The sequence below is a fragment of the Bacillus sp. cl96 genome (assembly GCF_900100505.1).
GTDB lineage: Bacteria > Bacillota > Bacilli > Bacillales > Bacillaceae_G > Bacillus_A > Bacillus_A cereus.
Genome location: NZ_FNDM01000014.1, coordinates 40,926 through 65,280, shown reverse-complemented (window position 1 = coordinate 65,280; position 24,355 = coordinate 40,926). Strand labels below are relative to the sequence as shown.

Below are 24,355 nucleotides of genomic sequence, written 5' to 3'. Positions count from 1 at the left end.
AAAAAAAGTGTATAAAGTCGATAGCTTACTATTTTATAAGTAGGTTATCGGCTTTTTTGAGTTTTTACGAAATGATGAGAAAGGTTTATAGTAGTGCTGGAGGTGATTGTTGATGGTAGCGGGGAAACAGTTGCTATTAGACGAACTTTCTTCAGATTTACAGAGGGAATTAAATGATTTAAAAAAGAAGGGAGAGGTCGTGTGTGTACAAGGTGTAAAAAAGAAGAATTCTAAATATATGTGCCAACGCTGTGGAAATGTAGATCGGCGGCTATTTGCGTCGTTTTTATGTAAAAGGTGCAGTAAAGTGTGCACATATTGCCGGAAGTGTATAACGATGGGGAGAGTAAGTGAATGTGCTGTACTTGTTCGCGGGATTGCTGAAAGAAAGAGAGAAAAGAATTCAAATTTGTTACAGTGGAACGGGACGTTGTCTACTGGCCAGAATTTGGCGGTGCAAGGAGTTATAGAGGCTATTAAGCAAAAAGAATCATTTTTTATTTGGGCTGTATGCGGGGCTGGGAAAACAGAGATGTTGTTTTACGGTATTAACGAAGCGCTTCAAAAAGGAGAAAGAGTTTGTATCGCAACGCCAAGAACAGATGTTGTTTTGGAATTAGCACCGAGATTACAAGAAGTATTTCCATATATAAAGGTAGCGGCTTTATATGGAGGGAGTGTAGATAAAGAAAAAGATGCAGTACTAGTCGTTGCGACCACGCATCAATTATTACGTTATTATAGGGCGTTTCATGTCATAGTTGTAGATGAGATAGATGCTTTTCCATATTGTGCAGATCAAATGTTACAGTACGCGGTAAAACAAGCGATGAAAGAAAAAGCGGCGCGTATTTATTTAACTGCGACTCCAGATGAAACGTGGAAGCGAAAATTTAGAAAAGGTGAACAAAAAGGTGTTATTGTTTCTGGACGATATCACCGTCATCCGTTGCCAGTTCCTCTATTTTGCTGGTGCGGAAATTGGAAGAAAAGCCTCAACCGTGAAAGAATTCCTCGAGTTTTACTACAATGGTTAAAGATGTACTTAAACAAAAAGTATCCTGTTTTTTTATTCGTTCCCCATGTACGATATATAGAAGAAATAAGCTCGTTATTGAAATCATTGCATAATAAAGTTGAAGGGGTACATGCAGAAGATCCGATGAGAAAAGAGAAAGTCGCAGCGTTCAGAAAGGGAGAAATCCCATTATTAGTTACAACGACAATTTTAGAGCGAGGCGTAACGGTGAAAAATTTGCAAGTTGCAGTTTTAGGGGCGGAAGAAGAAATATTTTCAGAAAGTGCGCTCGTACAAATTGCGGGCCGAGCAGGGCGGAGCTTTGAAGCACCATATGGAGAGGTCATTTATTTTCACTATGGCAAGACAGAGGCGATGGTGCGCGCGAAAAAACATATTCAAGGTATGAATAAAAATGCGAAAGAACAAGGATTGATCGATTAATGCATTGTTTACTTTGTGATGAGTGTTTTGTAGAAAAGGTTAGTTGGTACACTTTTTTTGTAAAGTGTCATAGAAAATATATATGTGATAGATGTGAGCAGAAACTTTCCTATATTATAGGAGAAATTTGCATGGAGTGCGGGCGACCTTTAGAATTTGTTCCTGCCTCATTTCAAGAAGACGGTATTTGTATAGATTGTATAAGGTGGATGAAAGAGGAGAAGTATCGTTCTTTTAAAAACCGTTCGTTATATATGTATGATGATGAGATGAAAGAAATAGTAGCGCAGTTTAAGTTTCGGGGGGATGCAGAGTTAGTGCACATTTTTTATCGTCCTTTTCGAAGTTTATTTCAAAAGTGTTTTGCCAATGTTTCAACTGTTATCGCTGTTCCGCTTAGTAAGGAAAGGGAAATTGAACGTGGTTTTAATCAAGCTGAGTTATTAGCAACTTGTTTGCCTGTCAAAATTTCTTATCCATCATTAAGAAGAAGGGAAACAGAAAAGCAAAGTAAGAAGACACGTAAAGAAAGGGTGTCAGGAAGCAATCCTTTTTATTTTCAGGGAGAAGAGATGTTTTCTGGGCAACATATTTTACTCGTTGATGACGTGTATACGACAGGGATTACAGTTAGGCAAATCGGAAGTTTGTTATATGAAAGAGGGGCAAGGGAAGTATCTAGTTTGACACTTTGTAGAAGTTAATATGACAGTGTCGAAAGCGATAATAAAAAGGCGATAAGTCTTCTTTGACTTCATATGTTGTCATTCGTTATAGTCAAAATATGGGGCGAATGCCCTGATTTTTAGAGTGAAGGGAATGGAATGAACATGCAAGGAAGAGTGAAATGGTTCAATGCAGAAAAGGGATTTGGGTTTATTGAGCGTGAAGATGGTGACGATGTATTTGTCCATTTTTCTGCTATTCAACAAGATGGGTATAAGTCATTGGAAGAAGGGCAACAAGTAGAGTTTGACATTGTAGATGGAGCACGTGGACCACAAGCAGCTAATGTTGTGAAACTGTAGGGTATATTGTTTTGGGAAGAGAAAGCTGCGTTTGTGGCAACGTTATATATATGTAGTAGAACCTCTTGTTTTTCGCAAGGGGTTTTTGTTATAGGGTAAGTTGTCAAAAAGTTGTTTCTTTTCTGTAACGAATTGTCCACAGAAATATTCGTTATTCACGATGTTAATAGGATAAAATAAAGATAGAAACGATGCATCTTTTCATTTCAACAAAAAACGATAAAAAAATCGCAATTCCACTAATTTTTTTAAAAAAGTTAGAAGGAGTTTTTAAGCCAATGTCGAAATTATAGTACATAGGCTTGAAAGGAGGAATTCATCTATGAAATTCAACATTCGTGGTGAAAATATTGAAGTAACTCCAGCATTAAAGGAATATGTAGAGAAAAAACTAAGTAAGTTAGAGCGTTATTTTGATACATTCCCAGAGATTAAAGTTAATTTAAAAGTATACTCTGACAAGCAACGTGTCGAGGTAACAATTCCATTTACTGATTTATTACTTCGTGCAGAAGAAACTAATAGCGATATGTACGCTGCTATCGATTTAGTAGTTGATAAAATTGAGCGACAAATTCGTAAACATAAAACAAAAGTAAATCGTAAGTTACGTGAGAAAGGTTCTATAAAAACGAACTTTATCCTTCCGGAAGCAGTAGCTGTTTTGGATGAGGTAGAAGAAGATGAATTAGAACTTGTACGTACAAAACGATTCGATTTAAAACCGATGGACGTTGAAGAGGCAATCCTACAAATGGATATGCTAGGACATAATTTCTTCGTCTTCACAAATGCTGATACAAACGAAACTAATGTTGTATATGGCCGTAAAGATGGGAAATACGGTTTAATCGAAACTAAATAATAATTCGAAAGCGTAGCCGAAATGGCTGCGCTTTTTTGTATTGAGATTTTGAATGTGATTATCTCCATAAGTATGTACTTGTTAGGAGTATACTAATTTTGTTTAATTTAGCAATATTTTATAATTGTAAATAAAATATTAAGTTTTCTGGAATCAATTGATAGTGTATTTTGCTTTTGTTATCTTAAAATTACATTATATAGATTTAGTTTGTTTCTTTAGTAAAAAAATAAAATCAATATAATGCTACAAATTATCGGAGGTGCTTTTAGTGAGCGTTAAGAAAAAAAGTCGTTTTATGTTTGGATCTGTTTTATCGTTAGGTATTTTAGCTAGTACTTTTGCTTTAACCGAACCTGCTAAGGCTGATACAAAGGATGATCATGTAGAATTTACCTTTAGACTTTGGAATGCATATGATTTTACTAATGCACGTCCTAAAGAGACACCTACTTCTATGTATATGCGTGTAAAGAGTAGTGAGAAGGGCGGTGGTTCTTTTAACGTTTGGACAGAAGCTGATAAAAATAAAGGTAAAGGTAATAGAGATTGGGTAAATGTTTCAGGTGAGTCGGGTAAGCATGAAGGAACGGTGAAACCAGGTAAAACGTATCTTTTCCAAAATTACGCATATGAAAACTATGGAAAAAATGTACCTGTGAGATTTGGTGGTTATTCTAGAGAAAATAATGCTTATCCTACTGCTTGGAGTCCTGATAGTGTAAGACCAAGTGGACCTTACACTGAATATTGATTTAGAAATTATTTATTGTGTAGTACTAGAAAAAGTCGTATAGTTCAGAGTCTTGATTATACGGCTTTTCCTGCTATTTCATTTTTAAAATAGGAGGAGTTGTAATGAGGTTTATCTCAAGATATATTTTAGTTTGTTTTTTTATATTGAGTATTAGTTTCTTAGTTTCTTGTCAAAAGAAAGTAGATGAACCGATTGTAAATATTGAAGATACTTTAACGGAAAAAGATAATTTGAAAAGTATTCAGTTACAAGAAATTAAGAAAAATACTATTGTTGAACAAGTGTTTTTAAAAAGTGAAAATGGTCATGATTTCTTTCAAGGTCAAATAGAAAGAAATGATAGCTTAATAGAGGATAAGCTTTCAAATAAAAAATTAAAGTCAGGAGTGATACCAGAAAATTATTATGTTTTCTTAACGGGTGTGACGAATAAGAAAAAACCAACGTATCTTTTGGGACGGATTGAACAAATTGATGGAAAAATAATTCAGTGGAAACAAGAAGTTAAGAGTGTAAAAAGAAAAGGTACAAATGATGTTTATCAGTATGAAGTTGAGTTTCCTAAATTTGAAGGAGAGAGAGCAAATGTTTCTTTTCGTTACATTTGGTTAAATAAAGAAAATAAATGTTATGGTGTTGCGGATCAATTGTTCATATTAAAAAAGATTTAAATTTAATGGTTTATGGAGGAGCTATAGATGAGTTACTTTTTAGGAAGGATTTTAAAAGGTAGGATGTTTTGGTTGTCTGTATTTATTATGTTAGTAATTGTTATTGCTCAATATATTGCTATGTTTTTGACAACTAAAGGATTTAATGATGCTGGGATTATAAAGGTATCTCCATATTTATCTAACATTTTACATTTTAATAGATTACCATTTTATAGTGAATTTTATCTACTTATATTTCCTATGATTTCTGCAATGGCTGTAGCTGGGATTTATAGAATTGATAAAAATTATGGATTTATTTATCCTGTCATTTCTAAGATGGGAACGCGTCATTATTTTAGATTACTTTATTGTATTAATTTTATAGTATCTTTTTTTATTATAAGTGTCCCTTTACTATTTCATTTTTATTTATATGCGATGACTTATCCGACAGTTGCTCCGCATCCGATATTAAATTATATGGCGGCTACTGTTTCACCAACAGCTCAATTTAATACGGTTTATTATGAGTATCCTACTTTATATTTTCTAATGTATGTATTTTTAAATAGTTTATACGGTGCAGTTTTTTCGAGTTTAGCTTTATCAGTTTCGTTTTTTATAAAACGAGTTTATTTTGTTTATTTAGTTCCATTTATTTTACATATTTTTTGGCTTGGTATTGGAAAAGGGATTCTCAATCCTAAAGATTATTTAATTAAAGATTTTGGCTTTTTTGAATTACAAATTTTTCTTAGTGTACTGTTATGTATTTGGTTTTGTTCTGTAGTTCTTTATTTACGGGGGAGTAGGAAGCATGTTCTTTTATAATGTTATGAAAGAAACTATAAGGATGAAATATGTTTGGTTAAGTATTCTCTTTTTACTTAATGTCAGTATCATTGGTTGTTTGTTCAATTATTTTGAAACCGGAATTATAAAAGAGAAAATGAACGAATTGGAAGTTTTGTATAAGGTTATGTCGTTTTATAATTTATCGACTATATTTATTCCTTTAACTATCGTTTTTTCTGTATATTCTATGTCGAATTTTTTTAGTATTTATGTTGTTTACAGAGTGAATAATGCATTGAAATTAGTTTCCATATATTATTTGAAGCTATTTGTTTTTGTTTACTTTTTTGCTGGGAGTATGATTTTACAGTTGTTTTTGATGTCAAATATGATGGCTGTAACTAGTGTTGATGTAAATTATCCATTATTATTTTGCATTCAATTATTTGCGAGTGTTTTTATATGTATGATAAGTGCTTTATTGCAATTATTTTTACCTAGTTTACTTGTAATAATATGTATGATTACTGCTGTTTTATTAGATAGATTTATATTACATGGATTTTTATTTACAAATGCTTTTTATATAAATGTCTTTGAAGATGCTACTGGTATATGTATACGCTTATTTGTCTGTCTTTTTATCTTTTTTATAAGTGTATGGATTTTATCTAAAAAAAGTTATATTTCTATGAATGATGAGACAGAGGTGATCTAGTTTACATTATGATCTTATATTATTTGTTAAAAAGAGATTTACATGTAAGGTTTCGAGATTCCATCAAGATAATGGCTTTTTTATTCTTAATTTATGCTATTATTGCAATTGCTTTTTTTTACAATCAGCCTCTTAGTAATGGTAAAGAATCTGTATTAGTAGATGTTACCTTTTATCGATTTTTTCATGGAGTAGACTTTGTGGATTTATCTTATTTTTATAAGGAGGGGCGATTTTCTATCCCTTTTTATTGGATATTCTTTCAAATCACTCCTTTGTTGCTTGTAGGCAATTTTGCTTTTTCAGATATTCAACAGAATGGTGTTTATTTATTTCCTCGTGTTAAGAAGAAGCATTTTCTGTGGTTAACGAAAATGCTATCTTTGTTTTTTTACATAGTTTGTATTTGGGTTGTTATGTATTTTATTTGGTTTACGGTGTACTATTTGCTTACTTTTGGCGAGAGTTCTTTATATAGTCAATTTTCTTATAAAATATTAGGTACTATGCTAATTCAAATAATTATAAGTTTTTTATTAGCTTTGATTTTTGAGTTTTTAACTTTTTATATACCGATAACTATTGTTTTTGTACTAATGTTGTTGTACCTATTTTTGTCTATTTTCTTTCATAGTATTTATTTTTTAGGCTCTTTTGTTATGCCAAATCGTTGGTATTTTGTTGATCACAGTTCAATTCAATTGACTTTAGGTAATAATCAATCTATTCAATGGAATGATTTACTCCTAATAGGGGTAGTAATTGTTGTTGTAATGATTTTATTAGGTAGTTTTTGTTTTAAAAAACTAGATGTGATAGGTGAATAATTTATGGACAATTATATTAAATGTGAATGTATGACGAAAAGATTAAAAGGAAATGTTGTGTTAGATAATATTAATTTGTCAGTAAAAAAAGGCGAATTTTTAGTTTTGAAGGGGCATAATGGCTCTGGTAAAACGATGATTTTACGCGCTATCTCAGGGTTAATGCGTTTGAATTCTGGAGTTGTTTATATAGATAATGAAATAATTGGAAAACAAAAGCAATTTCCTGATTCTATGGGAATATTGATTGAATATCCAAGTTTTATTCCAGGGTATACTGGTTTTCAGAACTTGAAATTTTTATCATCGATTAACAATAAAATCTCCGATGAGGAGATTTATAATATTATTCAAAGGGTTGGGCTTGATAAAACAGATAAGGGAAAGTATAAAAGATACTCTTTAGGTATGAAACAACGTTTAGGGATAGCGCAAGCTTTAATGGAACAACCAAAATTACTGTTATTAGACGAGCCAACTAATGCTTTAGATAGTGATGGGATAAAAGATGTTTTAGATATTTTGAAAGTAGAAAAAGCCAAGGGAACGACTATTGTTGTAGCCAGTCATGATTTGCATGTTCTAGATAATGAAATGGTAGATCGTATTGTACATGTTAATAATGGAAAGTTGGTAGATTAAGAGTGACGAGAAAACATATCTTAATAAGTATTGGATTGTGTCTGTTGCTATGTATATTTGCTAGTTTATTAAGATTTAAAACATTAAATCTTAATAATGAATCTTATAAAGTGGTAAAAGATGAGTTTTTATCTAATAGAACTTTTGAAGATGGGCAAGGAGTTACGTTTCATGCACTTAATCCTCTTGATCCTACAAAAGTTTATGACCCCTATGAAGACCGTGAAGTAGTGACGTATGTTTTACCTTTAGATATTACAAATACAACAAATCGAGATATTAACTTGCTTAGTAATAAGTCTATTTCCGATACAATGTTTTATTCTAAAATAGGTGAGTTTTATAATTTAATCCCTTATTCAATGGAATTACCTAAAAAATATCAGTTTGATCCTGTAATACCTGCTGGTAAAACAGTACGAGGGTATATAGGGACAAATTATTTTATAGGAGATGACCCTTATAAAAATTATAAAAACTTTTCAAATGAATCAACTAAAGTGAAATTCATTTCGTGTATAAAAGATAAGGAAGGGAAATATCATGAATTAGAAATACCGATAAATTAATAAAATTTATGATTGATACAGCTATATTTTAATGTTGTTTGTAGATCTTGCAACATAACAATATCTTTTAAAGTCGGGGTTTTTTTGTAGGTGTAAGTATCTATGGATGCTACACCTGCGAAGTTTCCGGCTTTTTGTAATTGTTGATTTAGATTTTATTAAGGAATTTTTGGTAGTCATATTCTTTAAAAGGAAACTTGAAAGAATATGACTTAGATTTAATACGAAATTTGTAACGTGAAATTGAAATAGCGAGACAGAGAAAAGGAACGTAACAAATGAAATAAAAACTTTTTCTGAATATGAGGCCCGACATCTTGCCGATTGTTGTCATAGTTATAAGACAAGTGTTACAATTATCATTAGGTATATACATTTTAGTTTTTTTAATTAGGAGAAAAATTGGCATAACATACATTTGATTTTTATAACGACTGATTGTAATAGAGAAAAAGAAAAACAATCGGAAGTTTTATTTTAATAAAAAGAGGAGCGTATTTCCTATGATCGGTATTTTAAAAAAGGTGTTTGATGTAAATCAACGCCAAATTAAACGTATGCAAAAGACAGTTGAGCAAATTGATGCATTAGAGTCATCTATTAAGCCACTAACTGATGAACAATTAAAAGGAAAGACGCTTGAATTTAAAGAACGTCTAACAAAAGGTGAAACAGTAGATGATTTACTACCTGAAGCTTTTGCAGTTGTTCGCGAAGCGGCAACTCGTGTTCTTGGAATGCGTCCATATGGCGTACAGTTAATGGGTGGTATTGCCTTACATGAAGGGAATATTTCTGAGATGAAAACGGGTGAAGGTAAAACGTTAACATCTACATTACCTGTATATTTAAATGCTTTAACAGGAAAAGGTGTTCACGTTGTTACAGTCAATGAATATTTAGCACAACGTGATGCGAGCGAAATGGGACAACTTCATGAGTTCCTTGGCTTAACGGTAGGAATTAACTTAAATAGTATGTCACGCGAAGAGAAACAAGAGGCTTATGCTGCTGATATTACGTATAGCACAAATAATGAGCTTGGATTCGATTACTTACGTGATAACATGGTTTTATATAAAGAGCAATGCGTTCAACGTCCACTTCACTTTGCTATTATCGATGAAGTCGATTCTATTTTAGTCGATGAAGCACGTACGCCGCTTATTATTTCAGGACAAGCTCAAAAATCAACAGAGCTATACATGTTTGCAAATGCATTTGTTCGTACGTTAGAAAATGAAAAAGATTATTCATTTGATGTGAAAACGAAAAATGTAATGCTAACAGAAGATGGTATTACGAAAGCAGAGAAAGCTTTCCATATTGAAAACTTATTCGATTTAAAACATGTAGCACTTCTTCACCATATTAATCAGGGGCTTCGTGCACACGTTGTTATGCATCGTGATACAGATTATGTTGTACAAGAAGGCGAAATCGTAATTGTAGACCAATTCACTGGTCGTCTTATGAAAGGTCGTCGTTATAGCGAAGGATTACACCAAGCGATTGAAGCAAAAGAAGGTGTAGAAATTCAAAATGAAAGCATGACGCTTGCAACAATTACATTCCAGAACTACTTCCGTATGTATGAAAAATTATCTGGTATGACTGGTACAGCGAAAACAGAGGAAGAGGAATTCCGTAACATTTACAATATGAACGTTATTGTAATTCCGACAAACAAACCGATTATTCGTGATGATCGTGCCGATTTAATCTTTAAATCAATGGAAGGTAAGTTCAATGCTGTTGTTGAGGATATTGTAAATCGTCATAAAAAAGGACAACCTGTTCTTGTAGGTACAGTTGCAATTGAAACTTCAGAGCTTATTTCAAAAATGTTAACGCGTAAAGGTGTACGTCATAACATCTTAAATGCGAAAAACCATGCGCGTGAAGCAGATATCATTGCAGAGGCTGGTATTAAAGGTGCTGTAACAATCGCGACGAACATGGCAGGTCGTGGTACAGATATTAAGCTTGGAGACGATGTGAAAAACGTTGGTTTAGCAGTTATCGGTACAGAGCGTCACGAAAGTCGTCGTATTGATAATCAGTTACGTGGTCGTGCTGGTCGTCAAGGGGACCCTGGTGTTACGCAGTTCTACTTATCGATGGAAGATGAATTAATGCGCCGATTTGGTTCAGATAATATGAAAGCAATGATGGACCGCCTTGGTATGGATGATTCTCAGCCGATTGAAAGTAAAATGGTTTCTCGTGCGGTAGAATCTGCACAAAAACGTGTTGAAGGAAATAACTATGATGCACGTAAGCAGTTACTGCAATATGATGATGTACTTCGTCAACAACGTGAAGTTATTTACAAACAGCGTCAAGAGGTAATGGAGTCTGACAACTTACGCGGCATTATTGAAGGTATGATGAAATCTACAGTAGAACGTGCTGTTGCCCTTCATACACAAGAGGAAATTGAAGAAGATTGGAACATTAAAGGTCTTGTTGACTACTTAAATACAAACCTTCTTCAAGACGGAGATGTAAAAGAAGAAGAATTACGTCGCCTTGCTCCTGAGGAAATGAGCGAGCCAATTATTGCGAAATTAATTGAGCGATACAATGAAAAAGAAAAGCTTATGCCAGAAGAGCAAATGCGTGAGTTTGAGAAGGTTGTTGTATTCCGCGTTGTAGATACGAAATGGACAGAGCATATTGATGCGATGGATCACCTTCGTGAAGGTATTCATTTACGTGCTTACGGTCAAATCGATCCACTTCGTGAGTACCAAATGGAAGGGTTCGCGATGTTCGAGTCAATGGTTGCTTCTATTGAAGAGGAAATTTCTCGTTACATTATGAAAGCTGAAATTGAACAAAACTTAGAACGTCAAGAAGTTGTTCAAGGTGAAGCTGTTCATCCTTCTAGCGATGGCGAAGAAGCAAAGAAAAAGCCAGTTGTAAAAGGTGACCAAGTGGGCCGCAACGATTTATGTAAATGTGGTAGTGGTAAAAAATATAAAAACTGCTGTGGTATCGTTCAGTAATATAGGACTGTAGCTTTGGCTGTTTTGCAAACTTTTATATCAAAAATGTATAATTAAGAAGGATTAAACTCTCTCCGTAATAAGTGGAGAGAGTTTCCCTTGTTTTCATACGAAAGTAACAGCAATTACATAGAGGTGAAGGAAATGGAATTAGTAGAAATTAGACAGGAATTAGAGAAAATGGCTAAGCGATTAGCGGCTTTTAGGGGGTCTCTTTGACCTCCCTACTAAGGAGAAACAAATTGCAGAATTAGAAGAGAAAATGATGGGCGCAGGATTTTGGGATGACCAACAAGGAGCACAAGCTGTAATTAATGAAGCGAATGCGTTAAAAGATATGGTTGGAAAGTTCCGTCAGTTAGATGAGACGTTCGAAAATTTAGAAATCACGCATGAGCTTTTAAAAGAAGAGTATGATGAAGATTTACATGAGGAATTAGAATCAGAAGTAAAAGGCTTAATTCAAGAAATGAATGAGTATGAGCTTCAGTTACTATTAAGTGATCCTTATGATAAAAATAATGCGATTTTAGAATTACATCCAGGTGCAGGTGGAACTGAGTCACAAGACTGGGGTTCTATGCTATTACGTATGTACACACGCTGGGCTGAAAAACGCGGATTCAAAGTAGAAACGGTTGACTATTTACCAGGTGATGAAGCTGGTATTAAGAGTGTAACTTTATTAATTAAAGGTCATAACGCTTACGGTTACTTAAAAGCAGAGAAAGGTGTACATCGTCTTGTACGTATTTCACCATTCGATTCTTCAGGGCGTCGTCATACATCATTCGTATCTTGTGAAGTTGTACCAGAGTTCAATGATGAAGTTGAAATCGAAGTACGTACAGAAGATTTAAAAATTGATACGTACCGAGCAAGTGGAGCTGGTGGACAGCACGTAAATACGACAGATTCAGCAGTTCGTATTACACATACACCGACAAATACGGTTGTAACATGTCAGTCGGAGCGTTCTCAAATTAAAAACCGTGAGCATGCGATGAAAATGTTAAAAGCGAAATTATATCAAAAGAAACTAGAAGAGCAACAAGCAGAATTAGATGAAATTCGCGGAGAGCAAAAAGAAATCGGATGGGGTAGCCAAATCCGTTCTTACGTATTCCACCCGTATTCTCTTGTAAAAGACCATCGTACAAATACGGAGGTTGGTAACGTACAAGCTGTTATGGATGGAGAGATTGATCCATTTATTGATGCTTACTTACGTTCTCGCATCTAATAAGCGAAAAAAAGCCAACGAAATTGTTGGCGCATGCTGAGGACAATAGAGGATATAAAGAATTTGATTTTATTTTTATAGATGAAGTAAAGAGGAAGAGAAGTTGGAAACGACAACTTCTCTTTTTGATGGGATTATATGTAGATTACAATGCTGTATATTGTTTTGTAAAAAGTAGAGAATAGTAAAATAGAGCGGTAATATGGTAAAGATTTATATAGAACTTTCTAATTTTCCTTTTAAAAAGGATGCTTTATAGGAGTTTTTTAAGTTGTTCACAGAATTGAAACAACTTATGAAAGCATTATTTTATCAAGGTTCTCACTGTATTTTTGAGGAATATGAAATACACCTTAGTTTTTCTATATAAAGATAATGCTTATAATGAAAATGAGTGTGTTAGGAATAAAAAGAATATCAACAATGGGGAGCGATAGAAGTGAAAAAGAAATTGTTGGCTATTGCGCTAGGGACATCGGTTGTTTTTGCTTTAGGAGCATGCGGAAATAAAGAAGAGAGTAAGTCTTCGAAACAGTCTGCAAGCACAGACAGCGCAGAACAAATTTTCCAAAGAAGTTGTGCGGGATGTCACGCAACAGATTTATCAGGGGCAACTGGACCTGATTTAAGAAAAGTAGGCGGTAAGTACGACGCTGCAGATATCGAAGAGATTATTAAAAAAGGCCGCGGTTCAATGTCACCAGGACTTATTCAAGGTGAAGATGCGAAAAAAGTGTCTGAATGGTTAGCTGAACATAAATAAAAAAGGTGAAATGGACGAGTTGATAATATAGTCAACTCGTTTTCCTTTTTTCTGGTATGTAACATAACTGTAACAAAAATGTATCCAAATTGGAAACCGTTTGATGTTACAATGGGGTTTGTAGAATTTTGCTGAAATATATTACATAGAGTGGTATTGCTTATGAGAAAGCATAAGTAAACTATCTTCAACAAGGATGACTAAATGAAAATGAAGGATGTCTTTTGTTTTCAGATGTACAGAAAAGTATTTCGAAAAAAATCATTAAGTATTGGGTGATAAATAATGATAAAAATGACGAATGTTTATAAGGAGTACCCGAATGGTATGAAAGCCATTGCTGGTCTTACAGTTAACATTAAACAAGGTGAATTCGTATACGTAGTTGGACCGAGTGGAGCCGGAAAATCTACATTTATTAAAATGATGTATCGTGAAGAGAAACCATCTACAGGATCTATTAATGTAAATGGACTTACTATCGAAACATTGGCAGAAAGAGATGTTCCGTATTTCCGTCGTCAATTAGGCGTGATTTTCCAAGATTTCAAATTGCTACCTAAATTAACGGTATATGAGAATGTTTCGTTTGCTTTAGAAGTAATTGAAGAAGAACCGGATGCAATTCGTGAGCGTGTAACAGAAGTTCTAGGTCTTGTAGGTCTTGAAGATCGTGCAGACGCACTTCCAAGTGAGCTTTCGGGCGGGGAGCAACAACGTGTGGCTATTGCAAGAGCAATTGTAAATAGACCAAAGGTTGTAATTGCCGATGAGCCAACAGGTAACTTAGATATTGAAACAGCTCTTGATATTATGAATATTTTTACTCGCATTAATGAGCGCGGCACAACGATTGTTATGGCGACGCATAATGCAGATATCGTAAATACAATCCGTCATCGTGTAATCGCGATTGAAGGCGGAAAAATTGTTCGAGATGAGATTGAGGGAGGATACGGATATGAAGGCTAAGACCCTTAGTCGACATTTGCGAGAAGGTGTAAAGAATCTATCACGTAACGGATGGATGACATTTGCTTCTGTTAGTGCAGTAACAGTTACATTATTACTTGTAGGTGTCTTTTTAACAGCGATTATGAATATGAACCATTTTGCGACGAAAGTAGAGCAAGATGTAGAGATTCGTGTACACATTGATCCAGCTGCAAAAGAAGCGGATCAAAAGAAATTAGAAGAAGATATGAGTAAGATTGCAAAAGTAGATTCTATTAAATATTCTTCTAAAGAAGAAGAGTTAAAACGTTTAATTAAAAGCTTAGGTGATAGTGGAAAAACGTTTGAGTTATTTGAACAAGATAACCCACTTAAAAACGTATTTGTTGTAAAAGCGAAAGAACCAACCGATACAGCGACAATCGCGAAGAAGGTTGAAAAAATGCAGTTTGTTAGTAATGTTCAGTACGGAAAAGGGCAAGTTGAACGATTATTTGATACTGTAAAAACTGGTCGTAACATTGGGATTGCGTTAATTGCTGGTCTTTTATTCACAGCGATGTTCTTAATCTCTAATACAATTAAAATTACAATTTATGCTCGTAGTACAGAAATTGAAATTATGAAACTTGTTGGTGCAACAAACTGGTTTATTCGTTGGCCATTCTTGCTAGAGGGATTATTCTTAGGAGTATTAGGATCAATTATTCCAATTGGCCTAATTCTAATTACGTATAATTCGTTGCAAGGTGTGTTTAATGAAAAACTTGGCGGAACAATTTTCGAGCTTCTACCATACAGTCCATTCGTATTCCAATTAGCTGGTTTACTAGTGTTAATCGGTGCTTTAATCGGTATGTGGGGAAGTGTAATGTCAATTCGTCGCTTCTTAAAAGTATAAAAAGTTGCAAACATAATTCGTACAAGCTTATCATATAGTAGAAATAGGTAAAGGCATCACACACTGTGTGATGCCTTTTGCTACACCACCTGTGTGTTTTGGAAAGGGGAATTCCGCATTGAAACGTAGAGTTGCAATTATTGGAATGGTTGTTGCATTTTTAATTGGTGCTGGCGGAATGTTTGCAGGCATGTCTGTATTTGGGGTTAACCCATCAGAAGTAACGCAAACAATTTCGAGTGGGAATGCTAGCACTGCGCAAGGGAATTTGGCAAAAATTAATGAGGCGTATGCACTAATTGATTCACGTTATGTGGAAGACGTGAAAGATGAAAAGTTAGTTGAAGGTGCAATACAAGGTATGTTGTCTACGCTGAAGGACCCTTATTCCACGTATATGGATAAAGAAACAGCCAAACAGTTTAGTGAATCGCTTGATCCCGAATTAGAGGGGATTGGGGCTGAGGTGAACAAGACGGACGGTAAGCTTATTATCGTATCGCCAATTAAAGGTTCACCAGCAGAAAAGATAGGAATTAAACCGAATGACCAAATTTTATCTGTAGATGGAAACAGTGTGAAAGACTTATCACGTGAAGAAGCAGTATTAAAAATTCGTGGTAAAAAGGGAACGACTGTCGCAATTGAAATTAAACGTGCGGGAGTAACTGATCCGATTGTATTTAAAATTAAGCGTGAAAAGATTCCGATCTTTACAGTGTTTAGTTCTGTGAAGCAAGAGAGCGGAAAAGATATCGGTTATATGCAAATTACTTCTTTTGCTGAAAATACAGCGAAAGAATTTAAGGATCAGTTAAAAGAGTTAGAGAAGAAAAATATAAAAGGCTTAGTTATTGACGTGCGTGGTAATCCTGGTGGCTACTTAAATAGTGTAGAAGATATACTAGGGGAAATTATGACGAATAAAAAGCCGATGCTACAAGTAGAGCAGCGAAATGGTGAGAAGAAGAAATTCTCTACGGAACTGAAAGAGAGAAAACCATATCCAATTTCAGTATTAATTGATAATGGAAGTGCTTCTGCTTCAGAGATTTTAGCGGGTGCGTTAAAAGAAGGAGAAGGATACGATTTAATTGGTGAAAAGACATTTGGTAAAGGTACTGTCCAGCAAGCTGTTCCATTTAAAGACGGCAGCAACATTAAATTAACGATGTTTAAATGGTTAACACCGGATGGGAACTGGATTCATAAAAAAGGAATCGCGCCAACAGTAGAAGTGAAGCAACCAAATTATTATCATGCGACACCAATTCAAATTGAAAAAACACTTTCATACAATTCAAATGATGTACAAGTAAAACATGCTCAGGAAATGCTTAAGAGCTTAGGTTATGTACCAGGTCGTGAAGATGGATACTTTAGTAAAGAGACAGAATCGGCTCTGAAAGCATTCCAAAATGCAAATGAAATGGAAGCGACAGGACAGCTTGATAAAAAGACAGCTGAAGCGATTCAAACTAAAATTATCGAAAAAATCCGTTCTGGAGAAAATGATCTACAATTACAGTCAGCATTAAAATTAATGGCAAAATAAGAAGAAATACAGGCAGTTTGCTGCCTGTATTTTTTTGTGTTAAACAAACGTTTGTTTAGTTATGATAATATAAAAAGAAAGAATGATATAAATGGTGGTGAATGGGTTCATGGAGGCATGGATTTTTGAAATAATGCGGGCAGTTGGACGTTTTTTCTTACACCCTGCTGTCTATATATTTGTAATAAGTAGTATCTTCGTTGGATACTTACGTATGTTAAGAGAACGAAAAGATTTTTCTTTTAAAGTTTATGATATTTGGTTTGAACTGCGAACCTCTCTATTTGCAGGGATTGGATACGGATTAGTAGTATCTATTATTACGATTGGGCTTGGACTTGTTGTTTCTAAAGCAAGCTTATGGGCCATTTTAATTTGGACGTTACTATTTGGATTAACGGCTATGTATCGATATTTATCGGCGGCTTATACATTTAGCATTGCGATTGTATGTGTTCTATTATCTTCTAAGCTACCAGTTTCCTTTTTACAGCTTCGAGAAGGTGAAGAGAGTACCATTGTATCCCTTGTTATTTTACTAGGCGTTATGCTTATTGTAGAAGGCTTATTGATTTCTAAAAACGCAGTAGGATATTCGACGCCGAGGATTAGGCAGGGGAAGCGTGGATTAAAGATTGGTTTACACGAATCAAAGCGTTTATGGATCGTTCCTATTTTTATTCTTGTACCGGGTGATGCGGTAACGCAGTTTATTTCATGGTGGCCTGTCGTTTCAATAGGTTCAAATACATATTCTCTATTCCTCGTTCCATTTTTAATTGGATTTATGAGAAATATTAAAAGTTATGAGCCGACGGAAGCTTTATTATTTACAGGAAGACGTGTTTATGGGTTAGCAGGACTTGTGCTCGTTTTAGGAATCGCAAGTTACTGGTGGCACGTACTTGCAATTATCGCGATGGGAGTCGCTATGCTTGGGCGTTTCACAATTTCGATGCAAGAAAAAATTGCCGATGAAACAAGACCAGCGTATTTTGCTGCACGCAATGATGGGCTCGTTGTACTAGATACAATCCCAAATACAATTGGAGCAGAGCTGAAATTACTGCCTGGAGAAATTATTACGAAAGTAAATGGAGTCATTCCAAAAAGCGCCGAGGAATTTTATGATGCGCTTCAAACGAAGACGACAGGAGCATTTTGTAAATTAGAAGTATTAGATACAAATGGTGAGCTTCGTCTTGCACAAACTGCATTATATGCTGGTGGACATCACGAATTAGGTATTGTATTCGTTGAACAGGAGCATGAGTGGGATTCGGAAGCGATGTAATAGAAGGAATGGTATCACCTTGTGGTGGTACCTTTTTTTTGGGGGATGGGAGATGGGAGAGTAGTTAGTAAATGAAATTTATATCGGCGATTTTCCGAATATATCAGCGCAACTTGAAATATATCGGCGATTTTGCAAATATATCAGCGCAACTCGAAATATATCGGCGATTATTCGAATATATCGACTTTCCAGCAAAAAACGACAACTATCGCAAAGCTTATTTTCAGTTTCATAGACGGATAACTTGAATAATTATTTGATAATGGTTATCATTTAGGGAGTCTTTTTAATTTTGGAAAATGGAGGTAAGATATGCTGCGTAAATTTTTCTCGTACTATAAACCGTATAAAGGTTTATTTATACTCGACTTTTCTTGTGCGGTTGTCGCAGGATTATTAGAACTCGGCTTCCCGCTTATCGTAAATCAATTTATTGATAAGTTATTGCCAGGGCAAAACTGGACGCTTATTTTATGGGCTTGTTTCGGTTTACTCGCAGTTTATATGTTAAATGCAGGCTTACAATATGTCGTTACATATTGGGGACATATGCTTGGTGTTAACATTGAAACAGATATGAGGCAGAAATTATTTGATCATATTCAAAAGCTATCATTCAGATTTTTTGATAATAATAAAACAGGTCATTTAATTTCACGCCTTACAAACGATTTAATGGAAATTGGGGAAATTGCTCACCATGGACCAGAAGATTTATTTATCGCCGTAATGACTTTAGTTGGGGCATTCTCATTTATGATGATGATCAACTGGAAGTTAGCGTTATTAACGTTCTTCGTCATTCCATTCCTATTATGGTTAGCGCTGTACTTCAATAAAAAAATGACAGGTACATTTAGACGTTTATTCTCAGATGTTGCTGATTTCAATGCATGTATTGAGAACAACGTTGGTGGTATTCGCGTTGTACAAGCATTCGGAAATGAAAAGTTTGAGAAAGAGCAATTTGCTGTGAACAACGCTCGTTTCCGTACAACGAAATTAATGGCGTATAAAATTATGGCGTTAAATTCGTCAATTAGTTATATGCTCATGCGTCTCGTAACGCTCTTCGTCTTAATATGCGGTACATGGTTTGTTCTGCAAGGAGAATTAACGTACGGTGGATTTATCGGATTCGTTCTATTAACGAATATTTTCTTCCGCCCAATTGAAAAAATTAACGCGGTAATCGAAAGCTATCCGAAAGGAATCGCCGGTTTTAAAAGATATGTAGAGCTTCTTGAAACAGAGCCTGACATTGTAGACTCTAAAGATGCAATGGAAGTGAAGCATGTACACGGTGATATTCAATATAACAACATTACGTTTGGATATGAAAACAAAGAACCGATTTTAAATGACATTAGTTTGAAAATACATGCAGGTGAAACAGTTGCGTTCGTTGGACCATCAGGAGCTGGGAAAACGACGTTATGTAGCCTATTACCACGTTTTTATGAGCAATCATCTGGATCAATTCAAATTGATGGAATTGATACGAAAGATATGACATTATCTTCACTTCGTAAGCAAATTGGAATTGTGCAGCAAGATGTGTTCTTATTCTCAGGAACAATTCGTGAAAATATCGCTTACGGAAATTTAAAAGCATCAGAAGCTGAAATTTGGCAGGCAGTAAAACGTGCGCAATTAGAAGATTTAATTTACTCACAGCCGGACGGTTTAGATACTGTTATCGGTGAGCGCGGCGTGAAACTTTCAGGTGGGCAAAAGCAGCGTCTAGCGATTGCTCGTATGTTCTTGAAAAACCCGCCAATTTTAATATTGGATGAAGCAACTTCTGCGTTAGATACAGAGACGGAACTTGCGATTCAAAAATCGCTTGCGGAGCTATCTGTTGGTCGTACAACATTAGTTATCGCTCACAGACTAGCAACGATTAAAAATGCAGATCGCATCGTCGTTGTAAATAAAGATGGTATTGCAGAACAAGGTTCACATAATGAATTAATTGAGCAAAGCGGAGGATACAGTAGGTTATACGAAGCTCAGTTTAGTTCGTAAATATAATTTGTACTGAATTAGTGCACCATAAGTAGGTAAAAATCTCATATGGGAGGCTATAAAGTATGATTGTAACAACAACTTCTACAATTCAAGGGAAAGAGATTATTGATTATGTCGATATCGTGAATGGAGAAGCGATTATGGGTGCAAATATCGTTCGTGATCTTTTCGCTTCTGTCCGTGATGTTGTCGGTGGTCGCTCAGGCGCTTACGAAAGCAAATTGAAAGAAGCACGTGACATCGCAATGGAAGAGATGAAAACTCTTGCAAGACAAAAAAATGCGAATGCCATCGTTGGTATCGACGTGGATTACGAAGTAGTTCGCGAAGGGATGCTAATGGTTGCTGTGAGCGGGACTGCTGTCCGTATCTAAAGTGAGAAGCCGTGCTGATGCACGGCTTTTTGTATTCTATGTCGAAGATTCAATATTTCTTGGGAAATGCGGAAGGTCCCGTCGATATATAGGGAAGACATTAGAGTGCTTCTTTACATTTCCGGATTTTAACTAATAATGTTTCGTATTCTTGTTCGAGAGATGAGATATCATTGTGATGATTTGGTATGGAAATTCGGCCGATGACTTCTGTTAATTTTGTTTGTAATCGTAACAACTCTTGCTCAGTAACGTTTACAGAATCTCCGGTGGTTCTTTTTGTGTATTGCTCGTAATTACCGTGGAATACTCTAGGTTCACTCTCATCTACTTGTAGAATATGGTCTGCAACAGAGCGAATAAAGGCACGGTCATGGCTAATGAAAAGTATTGTGCCAGGATATTCTTGTAACATGGTTTCTAATTCTTCTTGCGTTGCTAAGTCTAAATAGTTTGTCGGTTCATCTAGCAGAAGCATATTATAGTTTCCTAAAAATACTTTTGCGAGTGCAACCTTCATTCGTTCACCCCCGCTTAGAACGTGCACAGGTTTATGAACATCCTCACGGCGGAATAGAAGTCGTGCAAGTATTGTGCGAACGAATGCTTCTGTATAGTTTGTTTCTTCTAGAACATTTTCTAAAATGGTTTTATCTGTTTTTAAAATAGATAATGTTTGTTCGAAGTATCCAATTTTACAACTTTTCGATAGCTGCATGCCACGCTCGTTTGTGAGAAGCATGTTGAACAAAGTGGTTTTGCCGCTTCCATTTGCCCCTAAAACGGCAAGCTTTGCACCAGGGGCAATAGTTCCATTCATATTTTTAAATAGTATACGGTCGCCTATTTTCTTTGTTGCTTTATTGAATTGTACTGCCACCTTACTATGAATGGGTGTATGGTATTGCACGTCAAATTGAGCTTGAGAAAGATCCTTTGGCTTTTCCTTCTTTTCTAGTTTTTCGAGACGTGTCTCTAATGCTTTCGCTGCTTTACTAACCTGTTCTTGGCCATGAGCCCCACTTAACCTATAAAGTCTAGATTCAGATGAACTGAACCGTGTTGGGATTTTTTTCATGTTAGAAGCACGTTGCTTTCTTTGTAGAATGGACTGTTCTAAACGATTTTTTTCTTGTATATATTGCTCATATTCTGCTTGTTTTTGTATTCGTTCACGTTCTTTTTGTTTTCGATAGTTTGAATAATTACCTTTGTACTCTTGAATAATACCGTCTTCAATTTCAATAATTTTGGTACATATATTATCTAGAAATTCACGGTCATGCGATATTAAAACAAGTGCCCCTTTATAAGATGAAAGTGCCTTTTCTAATTGCTCTGTACCGACCATATCTAAGTGGCTTGTTGGTTCATCAGCGAATAAAATGCCTGCATTTTGTTCGAGAGCATGCGCAATCTTTAGTCGCATTCGTTCACCGCCGCTCATTGCGTCGGTAACGTTTGAAATACTCCATTTTCCTTTTGCGAGAGAAGAAGCGGTTTCCGGTAGTTCTTCGCTGAGCTGAGGAATGATGGCGATAGAACTATGATGAGTTACTATGCCTCTGTCAGCTTCTATTTCTTTACTTAATATTTGCAATAACGTAGATTTACCAGCTCCGTTGACTCCGACAATTCCTATGCGATCCTGTGCTTGAATTTCCAGTGATGGTAATGTAAATAGTGTGCGATCACCAAAGCTCTTTTCAATATTACGTGCGAATAAAATAGTCATAAAAAAACCTCCCTAGTTTCACTAGAGAGGATAAACGTCGCCCTTGTATGTAAAAAATCGTACATAAATAAACGATTTTTTACATGATCGTTTCGAAAGAAAGTATCGACAAATGGACAGACTAATCCCCTGCTAGTTTTCATCATTTTTGTTCACTATTTGTGATGGATGAAATAAATAAGAGAATTAGAACTTCATTGGTCAAAGTACCTTCCTTTCATAATATTACTTTTATTGTATGCGCATACAAAAGGGTTTGTCAAACTTATTTCTGTTCGCTATTTTTAAATTTATTATTATACAATTGTGCTTTTGCCAGCGCCTCAGCATCGTTTTTAATTTCATCCAGTCCATTCGCATCTCCAATAACATAACCTTCAAATGAAGAACCAACAAAATCAAAGATATATTGGAATTGAGCAATAAGCGGTAATGCTTTTAGCTTTGGATTATCCCCGCCAACGATGACAACATACATTTTTTTGCCTTTCATTTTTTCTTTGAAATGAAGAGATGTATCGCGCAAGCTTTGTGACCAGCGATCAACAAAGTTTTTCATATGTCCACTCATTCCGTACCAATATAATGGTGTAGCAAAGATAATCGTGTCGTGCTCTAGCATGCGTTTGGTTAACTGCTCATAGTCATCATTTACGGATTGGAATCCTTCTGCATCATGACGTTGGTCTGTAATAGGATAGACGGTATGATCACGCAAATAAATTTGTTCTGTTTCAATGTCCTCTATCATCATATGTGTTAAAGCTTCTGTATTTCCGTTTTGTCTTGAACTGCCATGTATAACAAACATGTAATCATTCCTTTTCTTTTGCTTGTTTTAGGAGTGAAACGTGTTTTTGCAAATTCGCTTGGATGTTGGAAAGTAATGTGATTTGCTTTGTTACTTCATTGAGTTTATCTTCGTAAAGCGTAAGGATACTGCTACACGGATTGTCGTACAGGTGCGGTTCAATTTCAAGGCAGCGCAGCATCCTTGCCGTCTCTTCTAAATTTAAGCCAATTTGTAAGTACATTTGAATAAGCTCCACTTTTTCGATGGCACTTTCATCAAAATCACGGTAACCATTTGCAAGGCGCTTAGTAGGGAGTAAGCCCTTTTCTTCGTAATGTCTTAGTGATCTTTCACTAACGCCAGTTTCTTTTGATAATTCTCCAATTCGCAATGCGTTTCACTCCTTCTACATGTATTGTAAACCTTCACACTAATGTGAGGGTCAACTCTGTTTTTTCGCAAAAGAATCTACATGATTTAAGAACACTTGAATGGCTTTAGATAGAATGAAATATTTACCGCGTACGATGGAAAACGGACGGATTAGTTGTTCATTTGGAACTTCGACGTGGAATAGTTCTTTTGCTAATAGCTCTTTCCGTACAGTCCAATCAGAAAGGATAGCGATGCCAAGCCCGGCACTAACAGCTTCCTTTACGCTTTGGATACTACTGAATGTAAAGAATCGTTTCATTTTTAAATGGTGTTGATGAATAAAGCGGTCACTATAAGCGCGTGTACCAGAACCACTTTCTCTTAATACCCATACTTGATCTTGGAGTGTGCTTTCATTTATTTTATTTGTGCGGAGCAATGGATGATTTGGCGGAACGACGAGCTTCATTTCATCTTGCATAAACGTTTCAACGTCAACGTCAGCGTATACGACTTGTCCTTCCACTAAGCCGATATCAATTTGATTAGAGCGAAGGCTTTGCAAAACGTCTTCTGTATTTGAGATGAAAGTATGAACTTCGACGTGTGGATTTTCATTCGCATAGTTAGCCAGTATTTTTGGAAGTAAGTATTCGCCAATTGTAAAACTAGCACCAATGCGAAGTGTTCCTGTTACAACGTTATGTAGTTCATTAATTTCTTGTTTAGCATCTTCGTAAAGAGAGAGCATTTGCTTTGCATGTATATATAATATGTTTCCAGCTTCCGTAACTTGGACGTGCTTCGGGGAGCGTTGAATAAGTGTAGTGCCAAATTCGTTTTCTAAGTTGCGTATATGCATACTTACTCCAGGCTGTGAAAGGTTTAATAATTCTGCTGCACGGGAGAAGTGTTTCTGTTCAACGACAGTAACAAAAATTTTTAAAATGTCTACGTTCATATAATGGGCTCCTTTCTTTTTCTATCATCTTATCATAAGTATT

The 24,355-nt window shown here is 35.3% G+C and carries 24 protein-coding genes and 1 pseudogene; 20 read left to right on the top strand and 5 right to left on the bottom strand.

The genetic code is table 11. From position 1 onward, the window contains the following. Window positions 1–112: 112 nt before the first annotated feature. From comFA to BLT20_RS24405, 11 genes are all read left to right on the top strand, one after another. Window positions 113–1,462 (top strand): ATP-dependent helicase ComFA, encoded by a 1,350-nt coding sequence (comFA, locus tag BLT20_RS24455; protein WP_000225357.1) that lies wholly within the window; start codon window positions 113–115, stop codon window positions 1,460–1,462. Next, window positions 1,462–2,166: a ComF family protein gene (locus BLT20_RS24450; RefSeq protein WP_013142274.1), complete on the top strand. Its 705-nt coding sequence runs from the start codon at window positions 1,462–1,464 to the stop codon at window positions 2,164–2,166. Before comFA ends, BLT20_RS24450 begins: the two co-directional genes overlap by 1 nt. A 126-nt stretch (window positions 2,167–2,292) precedes the next feature. Beyond that, window positions 2,293–2,490: a cold shock protein CspC gene (gene cspC / locus BLT20_RS24445; protein WP_001990088.1), complete on the top strand. Its 198-nt coding sequence runs from the start codon at window positions 2,293–2,295 to the stop codon at window positions 2,488–2,490. 322 nt (window positions 2,491–2,812) lie between these two features. Continuing rightward, window positions 2,813–3,355 (top strand): ribosome hibernation-promoting factor, HPF/YfiA family, encoded by a 543-nt coding sequence (gene hpf, locus BLT20_RS24440; protein WP_000671185.1) that lies wholly within the window; start codon window positions 2,813–2,815, stop codon window positions 3,353–3,355. A 271-nt stretch (window positions 3,356–3,626) separates the two neighbouring features. Continuing rightward, the gene (locus BLT20_RS24435; protein WP_000111886.1) at window positions 3,627–4,109 is read left to right on the top strand and encodes a hypothetical protein; all 483 of its coding nucleotides are present in this window, start codon (window positions 3,627–3,629) and stop codon (window positions 4,107–4,109) included. Between the two features lie 104 nt (window positions 4,110–4,213). Then, window positions 4,214–4,783, top strand: a complete 570-nt coding sequence (locus tag BLT20_RS24430; RefSeq protein ID WP_001211060.1) for a hypothetical protein — start codon at window positions 4,214–4,216, stop codon at window positions 4,781–4,783. Between the two features lie 27 nt (window positions 4,784–4,810). Then, the gene (locus BLT20_RS24425) at window positions 4,811–5,599 is read left to right on the top strand and encodes a hypothetical protein (protein WP_061685138.1); all 789 of its coding nucleotides are present in this window, start codon (window positions 4,811–4,813) and stop codon (window positions 5,597–5,599) included. Next, on the top strand, window positions 5,586–6,281 hold the full coding sequence (locus BLT20_RS24420) for a hypothetical protein (protein ID WP_000466505.1): 696 nt from the start codon (window positions 5,586–5,588) through the stop codon (window positions 6,279–6,281). The genes BLT20_RS24425 and BLT20_RS24420 overlap by 14 nt, the downstream gene beginning before the upstream one ends. Window positions 6,282–6,352: 71 nt before the next feature. Then, window positions 6,353–7,108 (top strand): hypothetical protein, encoded by a 756-nt coding sequence (locus BLT20_RS24415; protein ID WP_033684676.1) that lies wholly within the window; start codon window positions 6,353–6,355, stop codon window positions 7,106–7,108. A gap of 3 nt (window positions 7,109–7,111) precedes the next feature. Beyond that, window positions 7,112–7,750, top strand: coding sequence for an ATP-binding cassette domain-containing protein (locus BLT20_RS24410; protein WP_000371032.1), 639 nt, complete (start codon window positions 7,112–7,114; stop codon window positions 7,748–7,750). A gap of 41 nt (window positions 7,751–7,791) precedes the next feature. Further along, complete coding sequence (locus BLT20_RS24405) at window positions 7,792–8,319, top strand: hypothetical protein (RefSeq protein WP_033671094.1); 528 nt, start codon at window positions 7,792–7,794, stop codon at window positions 8,317–8,319. On the opposite strand, the pseudogene BLT20_RS31385 reads toward BLT20_RS24405, so the two are convergent. Beyond that, a pseudogene (locus BLT20_RS31385) lies at window positions 8,316–8,465 on the bottom strand (integrase); the annotation flags it as partial. The gene BLT20_RS24405 and the pseudogene BLT20_RS31385 sit on opposite strands and share 4 nt — an antisense overlap. Before the next feature lie 357 nt (window positions 8,466–8,822). Here BLT20_RS31385 and secA point away from each other — a divergent pair. The 9 genes from secA (at window position 8,823) to BLT20_RS24340 (ending at window position 20,448) form a co-directional block, all read left to right on the top strand. Further along, window positions 8,823–11,330, top strand: coding sequence for a preprotein translocase subunit SecA (gene secA, locus BLT20_RS24400; RefSeq protein WP_000579385.1), 2,508 nt, complete (start codon window positions 8,823–8,825; stop codon window positions 11,328–11,330). A 144-nt stretch (window positions 11,331–11,474) separates the two neighbouring features. Beyond that, a protein-coding gene (gene prfB, locus BLT20_RS24390; protein WP_096001716.1) for a peptide chain release factor 2 occupies window positions 11,475–12,573 on the top strand; the annotation gives its coding sequence in 2 pieces (ribosomal slippage) (window positions 11,475–11,546 and window positions 11,548–12,573; 1,098 coding nt in all). Window positions 12,574–13,012: 439 nt separating this feature from the next. Further along, window positions 13,013–13,336 carry a cytochrome c551 gene (gene cccB, locus BLT20_RS24380; RefSeq protein WP_000727971.1) on the top strand — a complete coding sequence of 108 codons (324 nt, stop codon included), beginning with the start codon at window positions 13,013–13,015 and terminating at the stop codon, window positions 13,334–13,336. Window positions 13,337–13,621: 285 nt separating this feature from the next. Then, window positions 13,622–14,308 carry a cell division ATP-binding protein FtsE gene (gene ftsE / locus BLT20_RS24370; protein WP_000594321.1) on the top strand — a complete coding sequence of 229 codons (687 nt, stop codon included), beginning with the start codon at window positions 13,622–13,624 and terminating at the stop codon, window positions 14,306–14,308. Continuing rightward, window positions 14,298–15,191 carry a permease-like cell division protein FtsX gene (gene ftsX / locus BLT20_RS24365; RefSeq protein WP_000645027.1) on the top strand — a complete coding sequence of 298 codons (894 nt, stop codon included), beginning with the start codon at window positions 14,298–14,300 and terminating at the stop codon, window positions 15,189–15,191. Before ftsE ends, ftsX begins: the two co-directional genes overlap by 11 nt. A gap of 70 nt (window positions 15,192–15,261) precedes the next feature. Then, the gene (locus BLT20_RS24360) at window positions 15,262–16,746 is read left to right on the top strand and encodes a S41 family peptidase (RefSeq protein WP_002005957.1); all 1,485 of its coding nucleotides are present in this window, start codon (window positions 15,262–15,264) and stop codon (window positions 16,744–16,746) included. 109 nt (window positions 16,747–16,855) lie between these two features. Continuing rightward, on the top strand, window positions 16,856–18,040 hold the full coding sequence (locus BLT20_RS24355) for a PDZ domain-containing protein (RefSeq protein ID WP_000388606.1): 1,185 nt from the start codon (window positions 16,856–16,858) through the stop codon (window positions 18,038–18,040). 315 nt (window positions 18,041–18,355) lie between these two features. Then, entirely contained in the window at window positions 18,356–20,071 is a 1,716-nt protein-coding gene (locus tag BLT20_RS24345; RefSeq protein ID WP_000944621.1) for an ABC transporter ATP-binding protein, read from the top strand. 65 nt (window positions 20,072–20,136) lie between these two features. After that, window positions 20,137–20,448 (top strand): YbjQ family protein, encoded by a 312-nt coding sequence (locus tag BLT20_RS24340; RefSeq protein ID WP_000637521.1) that lies wholly within the window; start codon window positions 20,137–20,139, stop codon window positions 20,446–20,448. 100 nt (window positions 20,449–20,548) lie between these two features. Here BLT20_RS24340 and abc-f read toward each other — a convergent pair whose 3' ends face one another. The 4 genes from abc-f to BLT20_RS24320 form a co-directional block, all read right to left on the bottom strand. After that, window positions 20,549–22,183 (bottom strand): ribosomal protection-like ABC-F family protein, encoded by a 1,635-nt coding sequence (gene abc-f / locus BLT20_RS24335; RefSeq protein ID WP_000153761.1) that lies wholly within the window; start codon window positions 22,181–22,183, stop codon window positions 20,549–20,551. Window positions 22,184–22,448: 265 nt separating this feature from the next. Next, entirely contained in the window at window positions 22,449–22,994 is a 546-nt protein-coding gene (locus BLT20_RS24330; protein ID WP_000497611.1) for a flavodoxin family protein, read from the bottom strand. 4 nt (window positions 22,995–22,998) lie between these two features. After that, the gene (locus BLT20_RS24325) at window positions 22,999–23,367 is read right to left on the bottom strand and encodes a MerR family transcriptional regulator (protein ID WP_001219225.1); all 369 of its coding nucleotides are present in this window, start codon (window positions 23,365–23,367) and stop codon (window positions 22,999–23,001) included. Between the two features lie 51 nt (window positions 23,368–23,418). Next, on the bottom strand, window positions 23,419–24,312 hold the full coding sequence (locus BLT20_RS24320) for a LysR family transcriptional regulator (RefSeq protein WP_001099995.1): 894 nt from the start codon (window positions 24,310–24,312) through the stop codon (window positions 23,419–23,421). Between the last annotated feature and the right edge of the window lie 43 nt (window positions 24,313–24,355).

Bases quoted from the DNA above. Each gene is read 5' to 3' on its own strand.
- comFA (WP_000225357.1), top strand. From the start codon at position 113: ATGGTAGCGGGGAAACAGTTGCTATTAGACGAACTTTCTTCAGATTTA.
- BLT20_RS24450 (WP_013142274.1), top strand. From the start codon at position 1,462: ATGCATTGTTTACTTTGTGATGAGTGTTTTGTAGAAAAGGTTAGTTGG.
- cspC (WP_001990088.1), top strand. From the start codon at position 2,293: ATGCAAGGAAGAGTGAAATGGTTCAATGCAGAAAAGGGATTTGGGTTT.
- hpf (WP_000671185.1), top strand. From the start codon at position 2,813: ATGAAATTCAACATTCGTGGTGAAAATATTGAAGTAACTCCAGCATTA.
- BLT20_RS24430 (WP_001211060.1), top strand. From the start codon at position 4,214: ATGAGGTTTATCTCAAGATATATTTTAGTTTGTTTTTTTATATTGAGT.
- BLT20_RS24425 (WP_061685138.1), top strand. From the start codon at position 4,811: ATGAGTTACTTTTTAGGAAGGATTTTAAAAGGTAGGATGTTTTGGTTG.
- BLT20_RS24420 (WP_000466505.1), top strand. From the start codon at position 5,586: ATGTTCTTTTATAATGTTATGAAAGAAACTATAAGGATGAAATATGTT.
- BLT20_RS24415 (WP_033684676.1), top strand. From the start codon at position 6,353: ATGGCTTTTTTATTCTTAATTTATGCTATTATTGCAATTGCTTTTTTT.
- BLT20_RS24410 (WP_000371032.1), top strand. From the start codon at position 7,112: ATGGACAATTATATTAAATGTGAATGTATGACGAAAAGATTAAAAGGA.
- secA (WP_000579385.1), top strand. From the start codon at position 8,823: ATGATCGGTATTTTAAAAAAGGTGTTTGATGTAAATCAACGCCAAATT.
- ftsE (WP_000594321.1), top strand. From the start codon at position 13,622: ATGATAAAAATGACGAATGTTTATAAGGAGTACCCGAATGGTATGAAA.
- ftsX (WP_000645027.1), top strand. From the start codon at position 14,298: ATGAAGGCTAAGACCCTTAGTCGACATTTGCGAGAAGGTGTAAAGAAT.
- BLT20_RS24360 (WP_002005957.1), top strand. From the start codon at position 15,262: ATGCCTTTTGCTACACCACCTGTGTGTTTTGGAAAGGGGAATTCCGCA.
- BLT20_RS24355 (WP_000388606.1), top strand. From the start codon at position 16,856: ATGGAGGCATGGATTTTTGAAATAATGCGGGCAGTTGGACGTTTTTTC.
- BLT20_RS24345 (WP_000944621.1), top strand. From the start codon at position 18,356: ATGCTGCGTAAATTTTTCTCGTACTATAAACCGTATAAAGGTTTATTT.
- BLT20_RS24340 (WP_000637521.1), top strand. From the start codon at position 20,137: ATGATTGTAACAACAACTTCTACAATTCAAGGGAAAGAGATTATTGAT.
- abc-f (WP_000153761.1), bottom strand. From the start codon at position 22,183: ATGACTATTTTATTCGCACGTAATATTGAAAAGAGCTTTGGTGATCGC.
- BLT20_RS24330 (WP_000497611.1), bottom strand. From the start codon at position 22,994: ATGTTTGTTATACATGGCAGTTCAAGACAAAACGGAAATACAGAAGCT.
- BLT20_RS24320 (WP_001099995.1), bottom strand. From the start codon at position 24,312: ATGAACGTAGACATTTTAAAAATTTTTGTTACTGTCGTTGAACAGAAA.